Genomic DNA, 21,073 nt, shown 5'->3' with positions numbered 1-21,073 from the left:
TTGCACCAGATAAGATGATTGGATTTACTCCACGTGCAAAAGCATCACACTCAGCATTTCAGAGAGTTTTTTTTCGTCAAAAAAAATTAAGACGGTTTTCGAGGCACTTGAGAGAACTTAACTAAAACTCGCACTCTGTTACACAGAAAGTGTCAGACTGAGTCAATAATTTATAAAATCTCAGCAGAAACTAAAATTATTGTTTACTCAGTAACGAGTTAGTTAAATGCGATGAAGGCCTTATTTTGTTGTTTATTAAGGTTTTGTTTCATTGATATAGAAAAGGAAAAATAGCCGTGAAGACGTACTAGTCACGGCTGAAGTGTTCACTCAACGCGGCACGACGTTTAGAGGCTGCGCCGGTTTCTGAGCCCTGAACGGTATGCTCAAATCCTTTACGAATGAATCGCTGATCTGGAATAAGAGGTTCAATACGGCGTATTTGAGGTGAAAGATGAGAGCCTGAGATCTGATACGCGGTCTTTCCTAATCCGGTATTCAACGTGATGACCTTGCCATCGAATTCAAATTCCGTCGTAATAAGTCGATGGTTTCGGTATACCCCATCTTCAGTGAAAACGAGACGTTCTGTTTGGTAGGGTGGCGCGCCAATCTCAATCCATTCGCCGTACACCTTTTCCGGATCAATGTGGTCTTGATAGGACAGGTGGATTTGATAGCCAAAAAACGTCAACATACCCATCCCGAAGCAGACAAATGTACTCTTGAGGATTTTGGATTGGTGGCGAGCCAAAAATGAAAGTTTTGGTTCTTGTCGTGCTTTTCGCCTTCGGCGAGTCGAGTCCGTCATAGATCTAATTTTCTCCACTTTTTTAACATGGTGGAAACCTTCCTTTTTAAAAACAAACAATCCCGCCATTGAGACGACGAAACTATGATCTAATGTCCACTTTTACATTCAGATACACATCTTATTGATGGTTTTGTTGTTTGCTCACATTCATTACTTCGCAGGTTTTCTTGCTCGGTTTAGGTCGCCTGATTAATCCTCGCTAAAAAAGGTTCTCGCTCAGTAGCAAAGGATGTGCGTTATTACGTTGAGTTTAATGGCTTTCAAAGCTTGAGTAACGGAAAGAAACAAGGTAAAAAAGAGCGGACTTTTGATAAGGAAACCAATAATGAATATTAAGGAAAATAGCTATTTTGCTGGTAGTGTAAAATCACTAGGCTTTAACCAGAAAGATCAGGATGTTAGCGTTGGTGTGATGCTTCCTGGTGAGTACACGTTTGGTACTCAAGCACCAGAGCGTATGACGGTTGTAAAAGGTGCGCTTGTGGTCAAGCGTGTTGGCGAGAGCGATTGGACGACTTATCAAAGTGGTGAGTTTTTTGAAGTGGAAGGTAATTCTTCATTTGAGCTTCAAGTGAAAGAAGCGACTGCGTATTTATGTGAGTACTTCTAGCGTTCATTTGTTGCTCGTCATAAAACCACCTTCGGGTGGTTTTTTCGTCTATGTGCTTCACTTATAACGCATCTTTTTGGTTATTTGGGTATATACTTAATAAAAATGTACCCATCGACCAGGGAGGAAGTGATGGCAGTACAACGCAAGCATTCTGATCTCCCTCCTCGTTACGAGGATAAAGATCTCACCAATGAGCAAAGACAGCGCTTTACCGAAGTTGCCAACGCCGCTCATAAGAGACGTGAATTTTATCGACGTGCTCTAGGGAAGAGCTTAATGGGCAAAATGAAGGGCCGTGCGTTTAAAGATCACCCCACTCGTCAGCAAGACAAGCCGAACAGAACGTTGCAAGTAGTGTGGTTAATCGTATTCCTCGTTGTGGGGCTTTGGGTGATGCATGTGTTCGCTTAGTCATTAGCAAGCTTCTGGTACCGCTGGTGCATCAGATGTTGACTGTTCTTCCGTATTGCAGTGCTCATAAAAGGCGTACTGGTTTTTACCAGTATGTTTAGCTGCGTACATTGCTTTATCTGCACATCGAGTCAATTCAGACAAATCCTTTGCATCTTGCTTATAGATAGCAGCACCTACACTCATCGTTAACTCGTTAATCATATCGTAGCTTCGGTAACCTGTCGGAAACAGATTCACGATCCGTTTTAGGATGCTGTCGAGGTCATCTTTACTTTTTACATCGTAAAGCATGATTACAAACTCGTCGCCCGCAAATCGAGCGATGGAGTAGTCGTGTTTATCTGTTTTTCTATCTTTGTTGCGAATGTTATTTTTTAATCGAGTTGCGAAGGCTTGAAGTACTTGGTCACCAATATCGTGCCCGTAGGTGTCGTTGATGTGCTTGAAGTTATCGATATCGAGAAAGACCAATGCGGTGATGCTGTCATCAGATGAGTGCTTGATTTCATCGAGCTTTGCGCGCGCCCAAGTCTCAAAGCTCCAGCGATTGGCAAGCCCAGTGAGCTGGTCAAAATATGCTAACTCCTCAATCCCCTCACGATACAGTGTTTGAATGTAATTGAGGACTTTCGTGTAGTAATACGAGAACGTGTGACACACAAACGCGGTCGCTATCAGGGTCAGCATCAATCTCCGCTCTATGATTTCTGTGGCTGTTGGCAGTCGATCTAAAAAAGCGACCCCAAAAAAGATCAGTAAAATGTAGGTGCCACTGAACAACAGACCGACCTTAAACTCATTAATTAATACCAGAGTGGCGACAATAGGATATAGCCATAACATTTTGCCTGACGGAGCGTCGTTATACAGAAGTAACAATAACCCTTCGAACATTAAGACAGCACTTAGCCATAAGTCGGCGTATTGATGGTGCCGCTGGACTTTTATTACATAACTGATTGCTAAGCATGCCAAGGCACACAAAGCATGGAAAAAGCTTAAACCCCAGTTATTCTCAAGTGATTGAGCAATGGAACCATAAGTTAAACAGGCAGCGGCGATACTGGAGCATAAAAAGACAATTTTCTTTTTTCTTGTTGAGCGGATGTCCGCCATTTCTTCTAAGCGCGCCCCAGCCAATGTCGACATTACGTATCCTTGCTTAATTAACGTGTACGCTTATTCTAGGCGGTATTTTCGCGATAAATAGAACAACAAAGTTTCCAAATGTGATATCAGTCATTTTTAGTGCAAAGCCATCAGTGTGATTTGGTGCGAGTGTTCAAAGAGGAATGGTGGCGCATGCAGGTTTTCATGACGGTTCTTCATGGCTCTATATGGTTGGACTGATAACTCAAAGTAATGTATCTAGTTAGATGCATTTATATTGATTATCCTAATTCTGTTCGGTGCTCGTTGATTGAGAGTATTGTTCACCAATCTCTACTCTACGTATCGTCAAGGCATATGTCGTTTCGAAAATGCATTAGAAATATTTTTCCGAAACAGGGCGAAATATTGTTGTCGTTATGACCAATATGAGACTAGAATCCGCGCTAAATCACAACCTCATATCGAGCTTCGTTCGAGTCACTATTTTTAAACTGCTTCACAAATATTGTGAGGCAGTTTTTAGTTGTAGGAAAGGTTACAAGCATGCCTAAAAGCCAAAACATCAACCAACGAATGTCCATCGTGGCATTAGCTTGGCCAATTCTTGTCGAAATTTTGCTACGGACGGCTTTAGGAACCAGTGACGTGTTCATGCTGAGTGGCTACTCAGACAAAGCCGTATCCGCTGTTGGTGTGATCACGCAGATTACCTTCTTTTTAATCATCGTTTCGACGTTTGTCAGTAGCGGTACGGGGATTTTGATTGCCCAATACAATGGCGCTGGGCGCGAGCAAGAGTCAGTGAGCGTTGGTGTAGCGAGTATTGCGTTGTCTGTGCTCGTCGGTGTGCTATTGAGTGTGATTGCCGTGCTTGGTGCGATATATCTACTCCCGTATTACGGCTTGGAAGCGCAAGTCGAGCAGTACGCTCATGAATATCTGCTGATAAGCGGTGCGATGACGTTTAACGTTACGATTGGCGTTGTTTTTACAACTATTCTGCGTAGTCATGGTTATTCACGTTCCCCAATGGTGGTGAATTTGATCTCGGGTGTGTTCAACATCATTGGTAACTATATTGCGCTTTACCAGCCATTTGGTTTACCTGTGTATGGCGTGCAAGGCGTGGCAATAGCAACCGTCGTCAGCCAAGTCATCGGTACGTTAATGTTATGGTTTATTCTCGCGCGCAGCAGCATTGAGCTACCAATGTTGACCATGAAACAAGTGCCCGCAGAGATTTACAAAAAGATCTTAAAAATCGGCGGTATGAACGCGGGTGAAGTGCTGTCTTACAACGTGGCGCAAATCTGCATTGTGTACTTTGTGGTGCAAATGGGGACGGCATCGTTAGCGGCTTTCACTTATGCGCAAAACATTGCCCGTTTCTCGTTTGCTTTCGCGTTGGCAATTGGTCAGGCAGCGCAAATTCAAACTGGTTACTACATCGGTAAAGGTTGGGTGAGCAGCATTTTAAAACGCGTACAAATCTACTTCTTAGTGGGATTTGTGGCATCAACGGCGGCAACCACACTGATTTACCTGTTTAGAGAAGAGATTCTGCGCGTATTTACCGATCAACCAGAGATACTCGCATTGGCAGGTTCGTTAGTCATGGGCTCAATTTTGCTCGAGGCCGGACGTGTGTTTAACCTGATTTTTATCGCGGGGCTCAAAGGCGCGGGTGACATCAAGTTCCCAGTGCAAATGGGGATTTTGAGTATGTGGGGACTAGGCGTGCTTTTCTCTTACATCTTTGGCATCCACTTGGGTTATGGCGTTTTAGGGGCTTGGATGGCAATCGCACTCGATGAATGGGTACGTGGTATCATCATGGCAAGGCGTTGGCGCTCTCAGGTGTGGACCAAGTTTAAGGTGAGCTAACGGTTTTCGGTATCGCGCATCACGCTTATTCTGTTGTTAGAAAACAAAAAAGGGCACTGATAGTCAGTGCCTTTTTGTTATTTAAAATCGGGAAGACGTTAGAATTCGCACTCAGCTTGGAACACCATACGCTCTTTGCTGTATGGATGATCCAGCTCTAGCATCTCAGCATGCAGGTGTAAGCGATTCGATTTTTCACCGTATAAACCATCACCAACCATCGGCATGTTTAACCCCATGTGATGAGCACTGTGTACACGTAGTTGGTGAGTTCGCCCGGTTTTCGGATACATGTATACCTTGCTGCGTCCATCTTTGACTTCAATCAGTTGCCAGTAGGTTTCTGCATGTTTCCCGTGTTCAAAACACACCAGTTGACGTGGGCGGTCGTCTGGGTCACCACGCATTGGCAGTGAAATTTCCCCTTCAGGCTCGTTTAATACGCCTTCGAGCAGTGCCATATAACGTTTTTGTACGCCGCGAGCCATAAACTGTTTTTGCAGACTTTTGTTCGCGCGCTTAGTTAAGGCAAACACCAAAATGCCAGAGGTCGCCATGTCGAGACGATGAATCACAAACGGCCCTTCCACATCAGGGAACATCGCTTGTAGGCGCGTATAAGTAGAGTCCTTGATAGTTTTACCAGGCACTGAAAGTAAGCCCGAGGGCTTGTTGACGACGACCATAGCGTCGTCTTGGTAGATTATCTCTAGCTCTTTGTCTTCTGCCCAATTCTCCGCCAATGGGTTAGGTTCGACATCCAGCCCTTGCATCATATGGCCCAAAATCGGCTGACATTTGCTGTTGCACGATGGGTAGAATTTTTTGTGTTGGCGAACCTCAGACTTTGGCGACACACCCCACCAAAATTCTGCCAGCGCCAGCGGTTTGAATCCGTATTTAAACGCGTACTGGAGCAGTTTTGGCGCAGCACATTCCCCTGCACCTGCTGGTGGTACTGGGTTTGTGGTGTCCGCAAAAATGTCCACCAAGTCGCGTGTTTCGCCATGGCTGTTTAGGAAGCGGTATTGTTTATGCAGTTTGTGCTGTAAAGCGTTGGAGAGCGTCTTGCGCTGCTCTTTCAGGTGAGCAAGTTGCTGCTCTAACTCGGCCAATCGTGCTTCTTTGGTTGCAAGCTTTTCATCCCACGCTTGCTTTAAGTATTTGAGAACATTTTTCTCGGCGACACTTTGCTTACCCAACTCATCCAACAAGATTTTGAGATCATCGGCATTGAGCGTTTGCTCGCCCTGTTGGCGCTGTCGTTTGCGTGCGGCGCGGCCATCAATCATCACTTGGCGCTGTGTTTGCTCCTCTTGCTGATAAGCGGCTCGGTCGGCTTGGATTTGCGCTTTAAGATCTGCCAATTCCGGATTCGCAACACAGGTTTTGTACTCCGCATTGGCGGCGTTGATGGCATCCGTTTCTGCGCGGAAGAAGCCTTCATCGGTCAGCATGTCGTACACAGGAGGGACAAATCTTGGAATCAAGTTTTGGTCGGCAATTTTGCCAGAAAACGCACTTAAAAAGCCGAGCTCGCCTTGAGGGCTTTTTACCAGCAATACGCCAAACATTTTGCCTCGCCCCGTTTCTTCATTAACCAAACCAAAATCGTGTTCGAAGTCGGTTTGCGCTAATAAGTGCTGTTGCAATTGCTTTGCGGCTATAACGCAAAGAGGATGCGGCGTGTAGTAGAACGGAAACGTAAACTGCGTTGGTAATTCATAATCAGAAGTATCAGCAGTAAAACGAGTAAAACAATGTTCAGGCGAGTGCATGGTGGGTATCCGCGCGAGTAAAAATTCGAGCGAGGATTGTACCTGTTTGAGTCAGGATTGCCATGTCGGTGTTGGCACTCGCTCTTGGATTAAGAACAAGAGCGAGTGGGAAAGAGCTTATTGCAGTTTTTGTAATGCAAGCTTCCACTGTGCCGGTTTGTCGTAGTAGGTCGAGTGCGGCAAGGTCAAGTACTCGCCATTTACTTCTGCAATCATGGTTGGATAACCACCAACGTGTAACTGGCGCATCAACTGTCGGCTAGAGTGAATTCTCTCGTTTAGCTCGGCTTCGCTTAACGTCATGTTTTGCTCCCACGCATCACTTGCTAAACCTAGCGATTCTGCAATGGCTTTGAGTGTCGATGCTTCATTCACTTTTAACCCGAGTTGATAATGCGCAGATTGGATGGTCTTTAGCATGTGCCATGGATTCAGCCCCATTTTCTCCGCACTCAAGATCGCTTGTGTTGGTAGATAAGAATCAAGAACAAACGCATCGTCGCTTTTCACGCGTTGTAGATATGCTTCACCAAACGTTGCTCCGGTTTCGGTTGCGATACGAGCGTCACTGTTGATGATGTGCTGACGAAATTCAGGCTCAATTGCGCGCTTCTCAATCATGCCGCCGGGATGAAGCTCCACCTTAAATTGAGAGGTGTCCATCAAGGCTTCGATGAGTGGTGATGCCCCGTAGCACCAACCACACATGGGATCGAAGAAGTAATGCACGGTTACCATGACATTTCACCAGTATGCACTTTCGCACCGATTTCTAGCGCGATTGGCAATTGAGCTTCTGGGTATTTCGCTGACATAGTGTCAATGAGTTGAACGCTGTTATTGCTGTGTTTTTTCGCTTGCTGAAAATCCTGCAAGTATTGTTGCGAGTAGCGAATGGTGTCTGCGTTCAGCTTTGTGCCTGCTTTCATGTGACCAGGGATGACCACTTGAGGTTTAAGCGCAAGCATCTCGCTAAGTTGTTGCTCCCAAGCATTGATAGCGGTTTGGTCAGCGGCATCGGCCATCCACAAATGTACGTTTGAGTACACGGCTACGTTACCTAGAATCGCTTTGTTATCTGGAATCCATAGGTAAGGGCGGTGTGCTGATGTGCCATGGTTGCCACGAATTTCAATCTTATGACCTTCTAGCTCCAATGATGTTTTGTCGTACGCGACAGGGATCACTGGTTTTACCGGTGCGTTTGCGCCAAGCTTTGGTCCCCAGTACGCCAGCTTTCCAGCCAATTTCTCTTTAATAATTTTTTGAACCGCAGGCGTTGCGATGATCTGCGCATCAGGGAACTGTTGGTGTAAGGCCTCTGCGCCAAAGTAGTAGTCTGGGTCCGCTTGGCTGATAAAAATGGTTTTAAGCGTTTTGCCTGAGTCCAGCACTTTAGCGGCAATGCGCATCGCGTCAGCTTTGGTGAAGCCAGTGTCGATAACCATGGCGTCAGTCTCACCGTATACCAAGGTTGAGTTTACGTGGAAGCTGTTACCGTCGGCGTTGTAAACCTCAAGAGTAAGGGGAGAGGCTAGGACAGGGCTTGCCATTAAAATGGATGCAGCAATCAAAGTTAATTTTTTCATAATAAGCTCCTAAAGAATTTGGGGCCAAGCGACGATGGCTTGGGAACGGGAGCTATATTAGGAAATTGATACGCTCGGAAAAATACACAATAATGTGCATCACTATTTCTTATTTCGAGCAAATGTATGGACAGAGTAACGGCAGCAAAAGTGTTTGTGGATGTGGTGTATTCTGGCAGTTTTACCGCGACCGCAGAGCGGTTAGACATGTCTCGGCCAATGGTAACTCGTTATGTAGAGGCGATGGAGAACTGGCTGCAAACTCGTTTGTTACACCGCACCACGCGCAAGGTGTCCCTCACCACCGCAGGGGAGCGCAGCTTGCCTCAGATTGAGCGCTGGTTAAAACAGGCCGATACATTAACGTCGAACATTGCCGTTGATGGTGAGCTGTCCGGAAAAATCCGTCTTGCGTCTAGTACTTCATTTGGATTCTCACAGTTGATCCCCGTAGTAAACAGTTTTATGCAAAAGCACCCCAAAGTGTATATCGACATAGATCTGCAAGATTCAGTGAGTGATCTAACCGAACAACGTATCGATCTGGCGATCCGAATTGCGTCAGATCCCGATCCTTCTTTGATTGGTAAGCCGATTGCGGTGTGCGAATCGGTGTTGGTAGCATCACCGCAATATTTGCAAACTCACCACGCGATCGCGCATCCGCGAGATTTATCTTCACACGACTGTTTGGGATACAAAAACTTTGAGCGTCACGTGTGGCATTTGTCTCAGGGCGACCAGTTCGAATCGGTGGGAATTGAGTGTCGCCTAACCAGCAATGAGGCCACGGCGTTATTGCATGGCGCTTTACAAGGCATGGGTATTTCGATGTTGCCAACTTACTTGAGCAATATCTATCTCAAATCGGGTCAGCTTGAGTCGGTGTTGCCGGATTGGAAGCCAAATGATCTCAACATTTACGCGCTGTATTCATCACGTAAACACTTGTCTCCTGCGGTGAGAGCTTTCATCGATCACAGTGAAGATTACTTTAAACAGCATCCTTGGTAATAGCGAAAGGCGTCGTCATCCCGACTTGAGATTCATACAAGATCCTGTACCTTACATGGATATATTTTCGCAGCGTCATTTAGAGTTTTAGTTAATGTCACAAGTTCGCATCAAATTTATTGCTTCCGATATGGATGGCACATTGCTTGACCAATACGGTCGTTTGGATCCGGAGTTTTTCGATCTGTTTTTGCAACTGGAAGAGCAAGGTATTTTGTTCTCCGCTGCGTCTGGTCGTCAGTATTACAGTCTGCGAGACACGTTCGCGCCAATCAAAGACAGACTGTTGTATGTGGCTGAAAACGGCACCTTGGTGATGTACCAAGACAAAGAGCTCTACAGTTGCACCATTCCTAAAGCGGAAGTGGCGGAGATTGTGAAAGCGGCTCGTGAAATTGACGGAGCGAACATCGTATTGTGTGGCAAGCGCTCGGCGTACATCGAAACGCATGATCAGCAATCGCTGGAAGAATTTCAAAAGTACTACCACCGCTGTGAATATGTGCCGGATTTGCTTGAGGTCGAAGACGAGTTTATTAAGGTAGCAATTTGTCACTTTGACGGTTCGGAAGAGCTCCTGTTCCCGACCATGAACGCAAAGTTTGGCGCAACGCATAAAGTCGTAGTGAGTGCAAAAATCTGGCTGGATGTGATGAATGCCGAGGCGTCTAAAGGTGCGGCCATTCAGCATCTTCAAGAGACGATGAATTTTACTCCGGCAGAAACTATGACGTTTGGTGACTACCTCAATGACCTCGAAATGCTGCAAGTCAGTGAGTATTCGTACGCGGTTGCCAACGCGCACGAAGAGATTAAGAAAATTGCTCGTTATTCTGCGCCAAGCAACCAAGAGGCTGGGGTACTCAAAGTGATTAAAGAGAAAGTATTAGCGAAGTAACGCTCATTCTTTCGATGTTATTTTCTTCTTCACGTAAAAAGCCCCGCATACACTGCGGGGCTTTGTTTTTTTGGGGGGAGTAAGGTTCCCGTTTTAGCGTACGTACTTGGCGGTTGCGCTGACTAAAAAGTGTTGCAATTTCCCGTCTGATTTTGGCACCCACAAGTCGTTATGATAATGGTAAATACGGCCATTTATGGTCACAGACAAGGTATTATCACCCGTTTGCTCCATGCGAATAAACTGATCCGAAGTGACCAAAAACGGCTCTTGCTCTTCAATGCTCTGGCCCGTTGCCAATACGAAGTAGCCGAATCGGTTGCCAGCATCCGGATCGGTTGAGTAGATTCGATGCCCAACTAGGCTGTAGTCGTCGTTGAGTGCCTGCTCAAGCGTTTTTTGCCCGATGGTTTCGTGCGATGGAATAAATACCCAAGCCAACACACCTGCCGCAATGACTGCCAGTAGAAGCAGTACTTGCATGAACTTTCTCATCATATATACCGTTTAACGTTGAAATTTCATTTTGTACATGCGCTTATCCGCTATGCTGATAAGAAAGTCAACATTATCACTGTCTTTAGGGTATTGCGCTAAGCCCATGCTTGTTGAAAGTGTTGAGACTTTATCGGAGTTTAATATTTGTGCATCAAAGACGGTATTTATCTGCTCACGTACGTTCTCTTCATTGAGATGTTCACCTTCAAGGATAACCGCGAACTCATCTCCTCCCATGCGATAAACAGTAAAATCATTGAGTGTCATAGAATTAAGCCGCCTAGCGATTTCCCGCAGTACAGTGTCGCCAACTTGGTGTCCGTGTGTGTCGTTGACTTCTTTAAAACCATTTAAATCTAGAATCCAGAGAGAAAAGGGCCTTTTTTCTTGAGTAAATTTGTTTAGGGTTATGAATAGTGCATTGCGGTTCCCTAGGTTCGTCAAAGGGTCGCTGAGCGCCAATTTTCTATGAAAATGGGATTCACGATAAAAGAAATAAGTTAGAGAGATAATCGACAAAACGAACGTCGCAAACAACATATATTGTGCTTGCATTAAGCGCTGGGTTTGACCTTTTTGTGCTTCATAAGCTTTACTGCTTAGACGGAAGTTTTGATTAACGAAGTCTATTAAGCCTAAATATAGTGTTTGAGTTGAACGATAAAATGCAGCAGCAGCTTGGCTATCACCTGTTCTAGCTTCTACTAGTTGTTTTTCTAGCTCTTTGAACTCTTCAAAAAGGTTAATGAAGTAAAGGTGCATGTTGTTCCGAGAAAAGAACTTATTGGCTTTCGTGCTACTGGTCAATAAGTCAAAGCGACTCCACGCTAACTCGTATTGAAGCTCTGCACCATCAATATTCAATACGTTTTCATCTAACCGTCTGGCCTCGCCGACAAGTTCTGATAGTTCTTTGGAGAGTTGGAATAAAAACCAAGTCGCTTGTTTTTGTTCGTTATTAAAATTTTGTGAGAGTGAACGTGTTTGCTGTAAAAGCACGACATTCGCGAGAAGCAAAGAAACGGCAAACACCACCAGCAGCATTTTGCTGGTGGTAGAATATTGCAATATTCTTTGTTTCTTAGAATAGGGTTCTGATAATTTCATTCTTATTATTTTTCTTTTATTTCATTTACTTGCCATACCATTTGCGCATGATATTTATTGTAGTTTAGCTCTGGATAGAGATTGAGTGGATATATCACCCAGAAAGGGCCTTTATTCCTGACTTTTATATAGTTCTGATCTTGTTGATAAGCCAGTATTGGTTGATATCGAAGAATATCTTGTCGGGACAATGTCGAGTGGTAGTCGTTTAAGCTGCTGATATCAACCTGCTCTGGTACCTTTCCGTAGACGTGTGTAAGAAGCGTGCTGAGTTTAACGCCTAAAAACTCTGACGAGGCAGGAAGCCAAGGCAATATCATCGTGTAGCTAGTGGTAGGTAAAGCTTGGATCTCTTCCAGTTCCAGTATGACACTAGGCTGCTGGCTACTACTAAATACGATCGTATTTGCAGACAAGAATGGCGCAACAAAAAACAGACCTAGCGCGACTATCTTTTTCATCATATGCCCTTTTGAGTTTTATTCTTTTTTCTTAGCTAGGACAAAGGTGCTAGCGGTAATTTATTTATAATTATAGAGCCAACCGGATGAGATTTTATAATACGTTATGTTTCAAAAATAACTGTCGGTTTACGTCACGTCAAGGTTATTAAGTTGCTTCTTAATTAAAAGCTCAGAGTATTGGGATGATGGTAGAGTTTCGTAATGATTTCGCGGTATTTAATTACTTTTTAGTGCAACTTTGTATCATTTTTAATAAAGATGCTGTGTCGGAAATGAGAATTTAATAAGGCGAGAAATGGACGTCGAATTTGTTCTTAAGTTACATTATTTTACATATTTAAATCATCGATATTCAGATATGTATTTGTTAGTACGTAAAGAAAATAAAGTCACCTAGTTTTGGTGACTTTATTTTTTATTTCATGAGCTTACTTAAATTAACTATGCAAACAAATATTTTGCATGGAAGTTGAGGTGCTCTTCAATAAAGCTCGAGATGAAGTAATAGCTATGGTCATAGCCTGGTTGCATTCTCAAGGTTAGGTTTGAATCGTGTATTTTTGCCGCAGCAATCAGCGCTTCCGGTCTAAGCTGCTCATTTAAGAAGCCATCAGCATCACCTTGATCAACCAAAATTGGTAATGGTGATTGTTGTTGTTTTAGAAGTTCACTTGCATCGTATTGCTTCCAGCTTTCAAGCTCCTTGCCTAAGTAAGCAGTAAAGGCTTTTTGTCCCCAAGGGCATTGCATTGGGTTACTGATTGGACTGAACGCTGAAATAGAACGGTACTGTTCTGAATTTTTCAGACCAATGGTGAGCGCTCCGTGGCCGCCCATACTGTGACCGGAAATTGACTTCACGTCAGAGACTGGGAAGTTACTTTCGATGATCGCAGGCAACTCCTCAGTCACATAGTCGTACATACAGTAATGCAGTGACCAAGGTGCTTGCGTCGCATTAAGGTAAAAGCCAGCTCCTTTTCCTAGGTCATAGCTTTCGTCGTCAGCGATACCTTCGCCTCTCGGACTTGTGTCTGGTGCAATGATCGCAATGCCAAGCTCGGCCGCCATACGAAATGCGCCCGCTTTCTGCATAAAGTTCTCATCGGTACACGTTAAACCAGAGAGCCAGTATAGCGCGGGTACGGGGTTTGATTTCGTTGCGTTAGGTGGCAAGAATATCGCGAAGCGCATGGTGCAGTTTAGGGCATTGGATTCGTGTGTATATTGCTTGTGCCAACCGCCAAACACTTTGGCTTGGCTTACATTTTCAATGGTCATGAATAAACTCTCTAATTAGCAGAAGGAATTCAGGCTCCCCAAAAGGAGAGCCTGAGGCAGCATTATTGATCCATATGGATAACTGTTCGGATGCTCTTACCTTCATGCATCAGATCAAACGCTTTGTTGACATCTGCTAATCCCATTGTGTGGGTAATGAACTCCTGTAAGCCGAATTCACCAGCCATGTAACGGTTTACGATTTCTGGAAGCTCAGAGCGACCTTTAACGCCACCGAAAGCGCTGCCACGCCATACACGACCAGTTACCAGTTGGAATGGACGAGTTGAGATCTCTTGACCTGCACCAGCAACACCAATGATGACTGACTCACCCCAACCTTTGTGACAACACTCAAGTGCTTGACGCATCACGTTTACGTTACCGATACACTCGAATGAGTAGTCAACACCACCGTCTGTCATTTCAACAATCACTTCTTGGATTGGCTTGTCGAATTTTTGTGGGTTGATTACGTCAGTTGCACCAAGTTGTTTCGCTAGGTCGAATTTGCTTTCGTTGATGTCTACACCGATGATGCGGCTGGCACCAGCCATGCGAGCACCGATGATTGCAGAAAGACCGATACCGCCGAGACCAAAGATTGCCACTGTGTCGCCTTTTTCAACTTTAGCTGTGTTTAATACCGCACCCATACCAGTGGTTACGCCACAACCTAGAAGACAAACTTCTTCAAGTGGTGCTTCTTTGTTTACTTTCGCTAGTGAGATTTCTGGAAGAACCGTGTACTCAGAGAAAGTAGAACAACCCATGTAGTGGAAGATAGTTTCGCCGTTGATAGAGAATCGGCTTGTGCCATCTGGCATTAGGCCTTTACCTTGCGTTTCACGAACGGCCTGACATAGGTTCGTTTTGCCAGATTTACAGAACTTACACTCACCACATTCAGCAGTGTAAAGTGGGATAACGTGGTCGCCAACTTCAACGCTTGTTACGCCTTCGCCAACCATTTCAACGATACCGCCACCTTCGTGACCAAGGATTGAAGGGAAGATACCTTCTGGATCGTCACCTGATAGTGTGAATGCGTCAGTGTGACAAACACCAGTTGCTACGATGCGTACTAGCACTTCGCCGGCTTTTGGAAGTTGTACATCCACTTCTTCCATTTTAAGCGGCTCCCCTGCAGCCCAAGAGACCATTGCTTTTGATTTTATGTGAGTTTGACCAGGTTTGATTTCAAGCGACATTGGATGTTTCCTTTATATTTTCAGTATATGGAGTGACGTAATAAGCGTAGTTAAGGTTTGCTTACCGCGCTGCGTCGTTTTGTTGGTGCTCATTTTAGGTGTTTCAGTAAAAATGATAATCCGTCCATTTTGAAAATGATTTTTACATATGCGTAATAATGATAAGGTGAGCGTGTAAAAAGAGTGCGATGCCTCCTTAAAGCGGAAGGGAAATGGAAAAGGTGATTGACCTGAAGTTAGATAGAGGGGCTAAAGTAGAAAACAGTCAAACCATCAGCTAAGTAAGAGTGATTATGAATAAGACGGATCTGAGTGCCTATTTAACCAAGCTAGGCTTGCCTAGTGAATTGCCCGCCGATTTGGAGTCATTGCACAGAGTTCACGTGGCGCAGCATCGTTGCCTGCCGTTTGAGAATTTTGACATCGCATTGCAGCGAGGCGTCTCTGTTGAGATTGAAGATATTATTCAAAAAACCGTGTACCACTCTCGCGGTGGTTACTGCTTTGAATTAAATGGTTTAATGCTTGATGTGCTCAACACTCTTGGGTTTGAAGCGCGAAGTTTGCTAGGGCGTGTACATGTTTCTGGTACACCAACAGGTCGTAGTCATCAAATCACGTTAGTGACGTTAGAGGAACAAACATGGATTGTCGATGTGGGTTTTGGCTCCAATACCCCTCGAGCGCCATTGCCATTTATCCTTGACCAAGTGATTCAGACGGATTTACAAACCTTCCGTTTTGTCAAAGATGCTCAGTTTGGTTATTTCCTCCAAGTGCTTTCAACCGATGGAACGGACGTGTGGAGCAATCTATACAGCTTTGACCTAGAGTTCGTGTGTGCTGGTGACATTGCATGTAGCAACTTCTTTACCTCGACTTCGCCTAATTCGCGTTTTACCAGCGCAAGAGTCGCGGCGAAAGCAACAGAAAGTGGGTTGGTGACATTGCTTAACTACACACTCAAATACACCAGCGAAGGTGAGCAGACAGAATTAGAGTTAGAACCGGGCCAAGCCTATCTGGATGCATTGAAAGAATACTTCGGCATTGAGCTTGATGCGCAATACGACGAACTTCGTCCGTTACCTGACGCGTAAAGTTTTCCCGTTTTCAAAGCGTAGCGCGACGAGAAAAATGTAATCACTATTTGTCTAGAAGAGGTCGACAGGAATACAGCATGGCGAATTGGGAAGGAGTCAGCGAGTTTGTTGCCGTAGCGGAAACTAACAGCTTTACAGCTGCCGCGGCTAAACTGAAAACGTCAGTGGCACAAATCAGTCGCCGCGTATCGGCACTTGAAGAGCGTCTTGCGGTTAAGTTACTGCATCGCACGACGCGAAAAGTTTCTCTGTCTGAAGCTGGACAGCTTTATTATCAGCAGTGCAAACACTTGGTCGAAGGGCTAGAACTAGCTGAGCTTGCTGTAACGCAAATGCAAACCGAACCGCGAGGTTTGCTGCGTGTGACAGCGCCTGTGACCTATGGGGAAATGAACCTCGCACCGCTCTTGCATCAGTTTTTGGAGAAGTACCCGCGTGTGGATCTCGATTTAGTTCTGACCAATCAAAAACTGGATTTGATAGAGCAAGGGGTAGACGTGGCGATTCGTCTTGGCCGCCTGCAAGATTCCAGCATGATCGCAAAGCGTCTTTCGTCGCGTCAAAATTACGTGTGTGCTAGCCCTATGTATTTGGAGCGATTTGGCGAGCCTCACACATTATCCGAACTGGCTCGACATCAGTGCTTGGTTGGTTCGGTCGATTATTGGCATTTTAAGGAAAATAAACGCGATAAGTCTTTGCGCGTGTCGGGGAGGATTAAATGCAATAGTGGTTTTGCGCTAATGGGCGCCGCCAAACGTGGTTTGGGTTTAGTGCAGTTGCCGGACTATTACGTTCAAGAAGCCCTAGATAACGGTGAGCTAGTCGAGGTGCTGACCGATTACCGAGACGACCGTGAAGGCATTTGGGCACTGTATCCACAAAGCCGAAATTTATCGCCCAAAGTGAGGTTGTTGATCGACTTTTTAGCGCAGGAACTAGCGGATTAGAGTTTTCATGAACTTTAATACAACTGAAGTTGCTAAAACGCCCGGTGATGCCGGGCGTTTTTATTAGGATGAGAGCTGGAATCGAAAAGACATGAATCACTATTGGTTGGATTCCGCGTCTTCACGTTTAATCACTTTGTGCCCATCTTCAGACACGCCTTGCTTCCAATAGCTGCTGATGTAGATATTCTCGCGATCGACTTCTTTTTCGTTGCGGAAATATTGGCGCAGCGTACGCATTGAATCGAACTCACACGCACACCATACCGAAGCGTTACCATCTAACCACTCGAGTTCGCGAACGCTATCAGCCAAGGTTTGCTGTTCAGTTAGCCAAATCAACTCCATACCGGCTGGCGTATTTAGGGGTTGAATGTCGGCTGGAGACATCACGCTGATCACAGCGTAGCCTTTGGCCTCTTCTGGCAGCGTACGAATTTTCGCAGAAAGTGCTGGAAGTGCCGTCATATCGGCAGCCATGAAGAACCAATCCGCCTCAGTGTTTAAGTTGGAGATGCTACCTGGCCCAACAATGCTGATCGTGTCGCCTTTTTGCGCGGCCGTTGCCCAACGCGCTGCAAATCCGCATTGCAGATCTTGCGTTACGTGTCGGACGAAATCCACTTCGATTGAACTGGTTTCTGGATGAAAGCGTCGAATTGTGTAAGTGCGCATGATTGGTCGGTCGTCTTCTGACAGGATGCTCAGATCCGAGCCACCCATATCGTTAAACAGTAATTTGATGTAACTGCCTTCGCAGTCACGAGGAAAGTGGCTCAGCGCCTCACCTTGCAAGGTAATGCGCTGCATGTTTGGAGTGATGGTTTCTGTGTCTGTGACAACAAGCGTTTTAGGTTGAGGCTTCTTTTTCATTGTTACTTTACTCGATAATTATTCTCTTTCTCATTTAAAGATTATCAAGTTCCCTAACAAGAGGGTAGCGTCTTTAAACAAATTTACACTGTGAATTAACGCCAAAGCCTCAAGAAAAATATTACCTCTATCCTTTCTCTAACCACGTGAAGTGAGTCATTTTTAACCATAAATGGACTTATATCATTGGAATCGTAGACAAAAGCAACAGCGCAGCCATGCTGTAGTTGAACCCCTTAACGCGTTTATCGGTGGTCAACCAACGCTGCAATTGCATACCTGCCGCCGTCCAAAATGTCACCGATGGCAAGTTGGCTAAACAGAAGATACCGGCGATAAAAGTCAGTTCGAGCCAAGAACCGCCACTGCTGTATACCGTAATGGCCGTCAACGCCATCGACCAACCTTTTGGGTTCACCCATTGGAATGCGACAGCCCCTAAAAAAGACATTGGGCGAAAATCGTGTTTTGCTTCGGTTTTGTCGCTGGTGGCGATTTTGTACGTCAAGTACAGCAAATAACTCAAGCTCAATACTTTCAAAATGGAGTGGGTGAGTGGGTAGGCATGGAACAGGCTCATCAAGCCAATACCCACCAAAATTAGCATGGCACCAAAGCCGAAGGTAATGCCCAACATGTGTGGGATAGTGCGTTTAAAGCCGACATTTGCCCCTGAGGTCATCAACATAATGTTATTGGGACCCGGCGTAAAAGTGGAGACAAAAGCGAACAACGCCAAAGCACCCAGTTGATGATATTCCATAGATTGTTCCTTGAATCAGTTCTCGATAAGTTGAGAACAACTATAAGTAGAACTGAGGTCAATATTGTGCTTTTATTTGATGATTAGAAACTAAATAAGCAATGAAACATCATCATGGATAGATTTGACGAAAGAATATTGCAAGTGCTCAAACGAGACGGAAGAATCTCCAATGTGGAGCTGTCGGAACGCGTTGGTTTATCTCCGTCTGCAACCTTACGCCGAGTGCAAGATTTAGAGCGTAAAGGCGTGATCAAAGGCTACCGAGCGGTACTGGATAATCAGCAACTTGGCGTGGGTTTTGTCGCTTATGTGTCGATTGGTTTGGCCTCGCACTCTAAGCAGGCGCAGCTGGGTTTCGAAGAGCATGTGCGTTTTGTAAACGAGGTGGTGGAATGTCACAACATTACGGGATCTAACGAATATCTCATACGCGTAGAGACGCAAAATCTCGCCGCTTATAAAGCGTTCCATGCTGATGTGTTGGGTGAGTGCGAACACGTCAAGTCGATCACAACCATGGTGGTGATGGACACACCAAAAGACGAGCGATAGCCAAACGAGGGTGACAGTTTTTGTGGCACATGAATTTGAAGTGACTCGAAAGAGTCAGTCGAGTATGAGAATGGTTCACAACAAATGCTGGAAAGCAGATGGCACTCTTACAATTTCCATATTTATTCTCACCTTCTAAATAATCCCATCCTGCTAGTTTTGCTTAAACCGCTTGTGTTTCAGAGCGGCGAGTCAGCAAAATTAAGGATGAACGATGAAATCACATGTAACACTTCCTCTTTTGAGCTTAAGCGCTGTTGCCGCATTGAGCTCATTTAACGTCAACGCCCATGGCTGGGTAGAGTTTCCAAGTGCTCGTCAAAATACGTGTTATTTAGACGGTGGCTTTTGGACCAACGAGATCCCTAACCAAGCGTGTAAAGCGGCTTTTGATGAATCTGGCGCGTATCCGTTTGTGCAGCGTAGCGAAATTGCAGCAAACGTACCAAATTACCGAGATATGGAGCATGTGAAAGCCGTGGTTCGCGACGGTGAGCTATGTTCTGCTGGCGATACAGCTAAGAAAGGCTTGAACATTCCTTCTCCAAACTGGCAGCGCACCAATGTTACGCCAGATGCAAATAACCAGATTGAATTGGTGTTTTACGGCAAAGCGCCGCACAACCCATCGTACTGGGAATTCTATCTCACCAAGCCAACTTATGATGATTCAAAACCTCTTACTTGGAGTGATTTAGAGCTGATCGACACCGCAGGTGATGTGTATGTTGATGCGGAAAAACGCTACCGTATTCAGGTGACTTTCCCTGCTGATCGTTCGGGCGATGCGGTGCTTTATACTCGTTGGCAGCGTATTGATGTTGCCGGTGAAGGTTTCTACAACTGTAGTGACATTACGTTAAACGGAACGGGCACGACGCCACCGACTGACCCTGTTGATCCAACCGAACCGGGCAATAATCTGACATCTCTGGGCTACTTTGTTCAGCAAGGTTTCGGACCAATAGAAGCGGGTGACACCATCCGTTTTCGTACGTTTAATGCGACAGGCAATGAAATTGTCGATATTTCACTACCAATCAGTGCAAACAATACGGCGACTTGGGCGGCAGAAATTGCGGATCAATTTAACGCGCAGCAAACGGGCGATTGGTATGTGGGCATTTGGCATCAAGAGATGAACCACTACATGTTCGATAATAAGAACGTGAATGCGAACCAAGTATTAGCGCCAAGCGCAGACTTCAGTTATGCGTTGTCACTGATCAAAGCGGATGTCACGCCACCAGTTGAACCAACCAACTTGTGGGACAAGACGGCCGTTTACAACCAAGGTGATGTGGTGACGCACAACGGTAAAGAATGGACTGCCCAGTGGTGGACGTCTGGTGAGGAACCAGGCACAACGGGTCAGTGGGGTGTATGGCGTTAAGCCATTTATTCGGGCCCTGAACAATAAAACCCTTCTCATGTGAGAAGGGTTTGTTTTTTCAGTCTAAAACGACCACTTTGGTTGAGTGGCTGTCTTGAAAATCAGAGCACATATCGTTATTCGCTTGCTCTCCACTCGCTCCAGTTGAGCATCGCGTAGTCTGCCAGTTTGAGCATCGGAATGTCTTCATGCGTATCTCCGTAGGCATAAACAGACGCAAACTCGTCGAGCGAAAACGCCGCTTTCACGCGTGAGACTTTTCTTTCTAAACTGCAATCACCTTGCTGGTAAAAGCCACTCAGTTTTGGCTGTTCTGAGATCAGTTCACTGCACAGCAAGTGGTAACCGTTCGCCTCACACCAAGGCTTGAGATACGCATTGAGTGATGCCGACACCACTACGATGGTATCGCCTCGGTGTTGATGCCAAGCAAGCCTTTCCATCGCTTCTGGCCGTAAGTACAGCGGGATCACTTCATGGGCAAACTGAGTGCCAATCGCTTCAATTTTCTGCGTTTCTTTCCCTGAAAATGCAATAAAACTGCTGAGAGGGCGCATAACACGAGCGGGTAACACTCCGAGTTTGTACAGCGCATAAAATGGCATGATAGCGACCTTTCCTACTCGTTTGCGCAGGCCATAAGCAGAATAGTGGAGGAAAAGGCTAAACATATCCTCTCGGGTGATGGTGCCATCAAAATCAAACAGTGCCAGTGACGGCTTAGTAGTATCGAGCAAACTCAGCGCCTATTTTTGGGT

The 21,073-nt window shown here is 45.5% G+C and carries 22 protein-coding genes; 9 read left to right on the top strand and 13 right to left on the bottom strand.

Annotated elements, in window-relative coordinates:
- Positions 1 to 307: 307 nt before the first annotated feature.
- Complete coding sequence (locus R7P64_RS00315) at positions 308 to 811, bottom strand: DUF2850 domain-containing protein (protein WP_053308095.1); 504 nt, start codon at positions 809 to 811, stop codon at positions 308 to 310.
- 328 nt (positions 812 to 1,139) lie between these two features.
- Between R7P64_RS00315 and R7P64_RS00310 the strand changes: the two genes are divergently transcribed.
- A complete protein-coding gene (locus tag R7P64_RS00310; RefSeq protein ID WP_005383244.1) occupies positions 1,140 to 1,424 on the top strand; it encodes a pyrimidine/purine nucleoside phosphorylase in 285 nt (94 codons plus the stop codon).
- Between the two features lie 132 nt (positions 1,425 to 1,556).
- Positions 1,557 to 1,838: a hypothetical protein gene (locus R7P64_RS00305; protein ID WP_005374405.1), complete on the top strand. Its 282-nt coding sequence runs from the start codon at positions 1,557 to 1,559 to the stop codon at positions 1,836 to 1,838.
- A 3-nt stretch (positions 1,839 to 1,841) separates the two neighbouring features.
- Here R7P64_RS00305 and R7P64_RS00300 read toward each other — a convergent pair whose 3' ends face one another.
- Entirely contained in the window at positions 1,842 to 2,990 is a 1,149-nt protein-coding gene (locus R7P64_RS00300) for a GGDEF domain-containing protein (protein WP_025768745.1), read from the bottom strand.
- Between the two features lie 507 nt (positions 2,991 to 3,497).
- Between R7P64_RS00300 and R7P64_RS00295 the strand changes: the two genes are divergently transcribed.
- Positions 3,498 to 4,838, top strand: coding sequence for an MATE family efflux transporter (locus tag R7P64_RS00295; RefSeq protein WP_318123017.1), 1,341 nt, complete (start codon positions 3,498 to 3,500; stop codon positions 4,836 to 4,838).
- A 98-nt stretch (positions 4,839 to 4,936) separates the two neighbouring features.
- On the opposite strand, the gene R7P64_RS00290 is transcribed toward R7P64_RS00295, so the two are convergent.
- From R7P64_RS00290 to R7P64_RS00280, 3 genes are all read right to left on the bottom strand, one after another.
- Positions 4,937 to 6,616, bottom strand: coding sequence for an RluA family pseudouridine synthase (locus tag R7P64_RS00290; protein ID WP_318123015.1), 1,680 nt, complete (start codon positions 6,614 to 6,616; stop codon positions 4,937 to 4,939).
- A 117-nt stretch (positions 6,617 to 6,733) separates the two neighbouring features.
- The gene (locus R7P64_RS00285) at positions 6,734 to 7,354 is read right to left on the bottom strand and encodes a DsbA family protein (RefSeq protein WP_213867378.1); all 621 of its coding nucleotides are present in this window, start codon (positions 7,352 to 7,354) and stop codon (positions 6,734 to 6,736) included.
- Positions 7,348 to 8,205: an MBL fold metallo-hydrolase gene (locus R7P64_RS00280; protein WP_213867377.1), complete on the bottom strand. Its 858-nt coding sequence runs from the start codon at positions 8,203 to 8,205 to the stop codon at positions 7,348 to 7,350. Before R7P64_RS00280 ends, R7P64_RS00285 begins: the two co-directional genes overlap by 7 nt.
- 126 nt (positions 8,206 to 8,331) lie before the next feature.
- On the opposite strand from R7P64_RS00280, the gene R7P64_RS00275 reads away from it, so the two are divergent.
- Complete coding sequence (locus tag R7P64_RS00275; RefSeq protein WP_017633830.1) at positions 8,332 to 9,219, top strand: LysR family transcriptional regulator; 888 nt, start codon at positions 8,332 to 8,334, stop codon at positions 9,217 to 9,219.
- Positions 9,220 to 9,313: 94 nt separating this feature from the next.
- Complete coding sequence (locus R7P64_RS00270; protein ID WP_222712181.1) at positions 9,314 to 10,117, top strand: HAD family hydrolase; 804 nt, start codon at positions 9,314 to 9,316, stop codon at positions 10,115 to 10,117.
- A gap of 93 nt (positions 10,118 to 10,210) precedes the next feature.
- Here the strand turns inward: R7P64_RS00270 and R7P64_RS00265 are convergent, their stop codons facing one another.
- The 5 genes from R7P64_RS00265 to R7P64_RS00245 form a co-directional block, all read right to left on the bottom strand.
- Entirely contained in the window at positions 10,211 to 10,600 is a 390-nt protein-coding gene (locus R7P64_RS00265) for a hypothetical protein (RefSeq protein WP_017633832.1), read from the bottom strand.
- 24 nt (positions 10,601 to 10,624) lie between these two features.
- Positions 10,625 to 11,722: a GGDEF domain-containing protein gene (locus R7P64_RS00260; RefSeq protein ID WP_053303994.1), complete on the bottom strand. Its 1,098-nt coding sequence runs from the start codon at positions 11,720 to 11,722 to the stop codon at positions 10,625 to 10,627.
- A gap of 5 nt (positions 11,723 to 11,727) precedes the next feature.
- Positions 11,728 to 12,183 carry an oxidoreductase gene (locus tag R7P64_RS00255; protein WP_213973022.1) on the bottom strand — a complete coding sequence of 152 codons (456 nt, stop codon included), beginning with the start codon at positions 12,181 to 12,183 and terminating at the stop codon, positions 11,728 to 11,730.
- Positions 12,184 to 12,627: 444 nt separating this feature from the next.
- Entirely contained in the window at positions 12,628 to 13,467 is an 840-nt protein-coding gene (gene fghA, locus R7P64_RS00250; RefSeq protein ID WP_005374382.1) for an S-formylglutathione hydrolase, read from the bottom strand.
- Between the two features lie 62 nt (positions 13,468 to 13,529).
- Positions 13,530 to 14,678 carry an S-(hydroxymethyl)glutathione dehydrogenase/class III alcohol dehydrogenase gene (locus R7P64_RS00245; protein ID WP_213973021.1) on the bottom strand — a complete coding sequence of 383 codons (1,149 nt, stop codon included), beginning with the start codon at positions 14,676 to 14,678 and terminating at the stop codon, positions 13,530 to 13,532.
- Between the two features lie 293 nt (positions 14,679 to 14,971).
- Between R7P64_RS00245 and R7P64_RS00240 the strand changes: the two genes are divergently transcribed.
- Together R7P64_RS00240 and R7P64_RS00235 are read left to right on the top strand one after the other, a co-directional pair.
- Complete coding sequence (locus tag R7P64_RS00240; RefSeq protein ID WP_213973020.1) at positions 14,972 to 15,778, top strand: arylamine N-acetyltransferase family protein; 807 nt, start codon at positions 14,972 to 14,974, stop codon at positions 15,776 to 15,778.
- 80 nt (positions 15,779 to 15,858) lie between these two features.
- Positions 15,859 to 16,731, top strand: coding sequence for a LysR family transcriptional regulator (locus tag R7P64_RS00235; RefSeq protein ID WP_017633836.1), 873 nt, complete (start codon positions 15,859 to 15,861; stop codon positions 16,729 to 16,731).
- A gap of 99 nt (positions 16,732 to 16,830) precedes the next feature.
- On the opposite strand, the gene R7P64_RS00230 is transcribed toward R7P64_RS00235, so the two are convergent.
- Both R7P64_RS00230 and R7P64_RS00225 read right to left on the bottom strand, forming a co-directional pair.
- On the bottom strand, positions 16,831 to 17,604 hold the full coding sequence (locus R7P64_RS00230; protein WP_213867982.1) for a siderophore-interacting protein: 774 nt from the start codon (positions 17,602 to 17,604) through the stop codon (positions 16,831 to 16,833).
- A 178-nt stretch (positions 17,605 to 17,782) separates the two neighbouring features.
- Positions 17,783 to 18,367, bottom strand: a complete 585-nt coding sequence (locus tag R7P64_RS00225) for a LysE family translocator (RefSeq protein ID WP_213867983.1) — start codon at positions 18,365 to 18,367, stop codon at positions 17,783 to 17,785.
- Positions 18,368 to 18,481: 114 nt separating this feature from the next.
- Here R7P64_RS00225 and R7P64_RS00220 point away from each other — a divergent pair, with 114 nt between their 5' ends.
- Both R7P64_RS00220 and R7P64_RS00215 read left to right on the top strand, forming a co-directional pair.
- A complete protein-coding gene (locus tag R7P64_RS00220) occupies positions 18,482 to 18,922 on the top strand; it encodes an Lrp/AsnC family transcriptional regulator (protein WP_031780811.1) in 441 nt (146 codons plus the stop codon).
- A 214-nt stretch (positions 18,923 to 19,136) separates the two neighbouring features.
- On the top strand, positions 19,137 to 20,315 hold the full coding sequence (locus R7P64_RS00215; protein WP_085569482.1) for a lytic polysaccharide monooxygenase: 1,179 nt from the start codon (positions 19,137 to 19,139) through the stop codon (positions 20,313 to 20,315).
- Positions 20,316 to 20,431: 116 nt separating this feature from the next.
- Here R7P64_RS00215 and R7P64_RS00210 read toward each other — a convergent pair whose 3' ends face one another.
- Positions 20,432 to 21,052, bottom strand: a complete 621-nt coding sequence (locus R7P64_RS00210) for an HAD-IB family hydrolase (RefSeq protein WP_033907205.1) — start codon at positions 21,050 to 21,052, stop codon at positions 20,432 to 20,434.
- Positions 21,053 to 21,073: the final 21 nt, after the last annotated feature.

The organism is Vibrio sp. 2304 (genome assembly GCF_033339475.1).
GTDB classification, from domain to species: Bacteria; Pseudomonadota; Gammaproteobacteria; order Enterobacterales; family Vibrionaceae; genus Vibrio; species Vibrio alginolyticus.
Note: the sequence above shows the minus strand (reverse complement) of the source record. Positions and strands in the feature narration are given on the sequence as shown.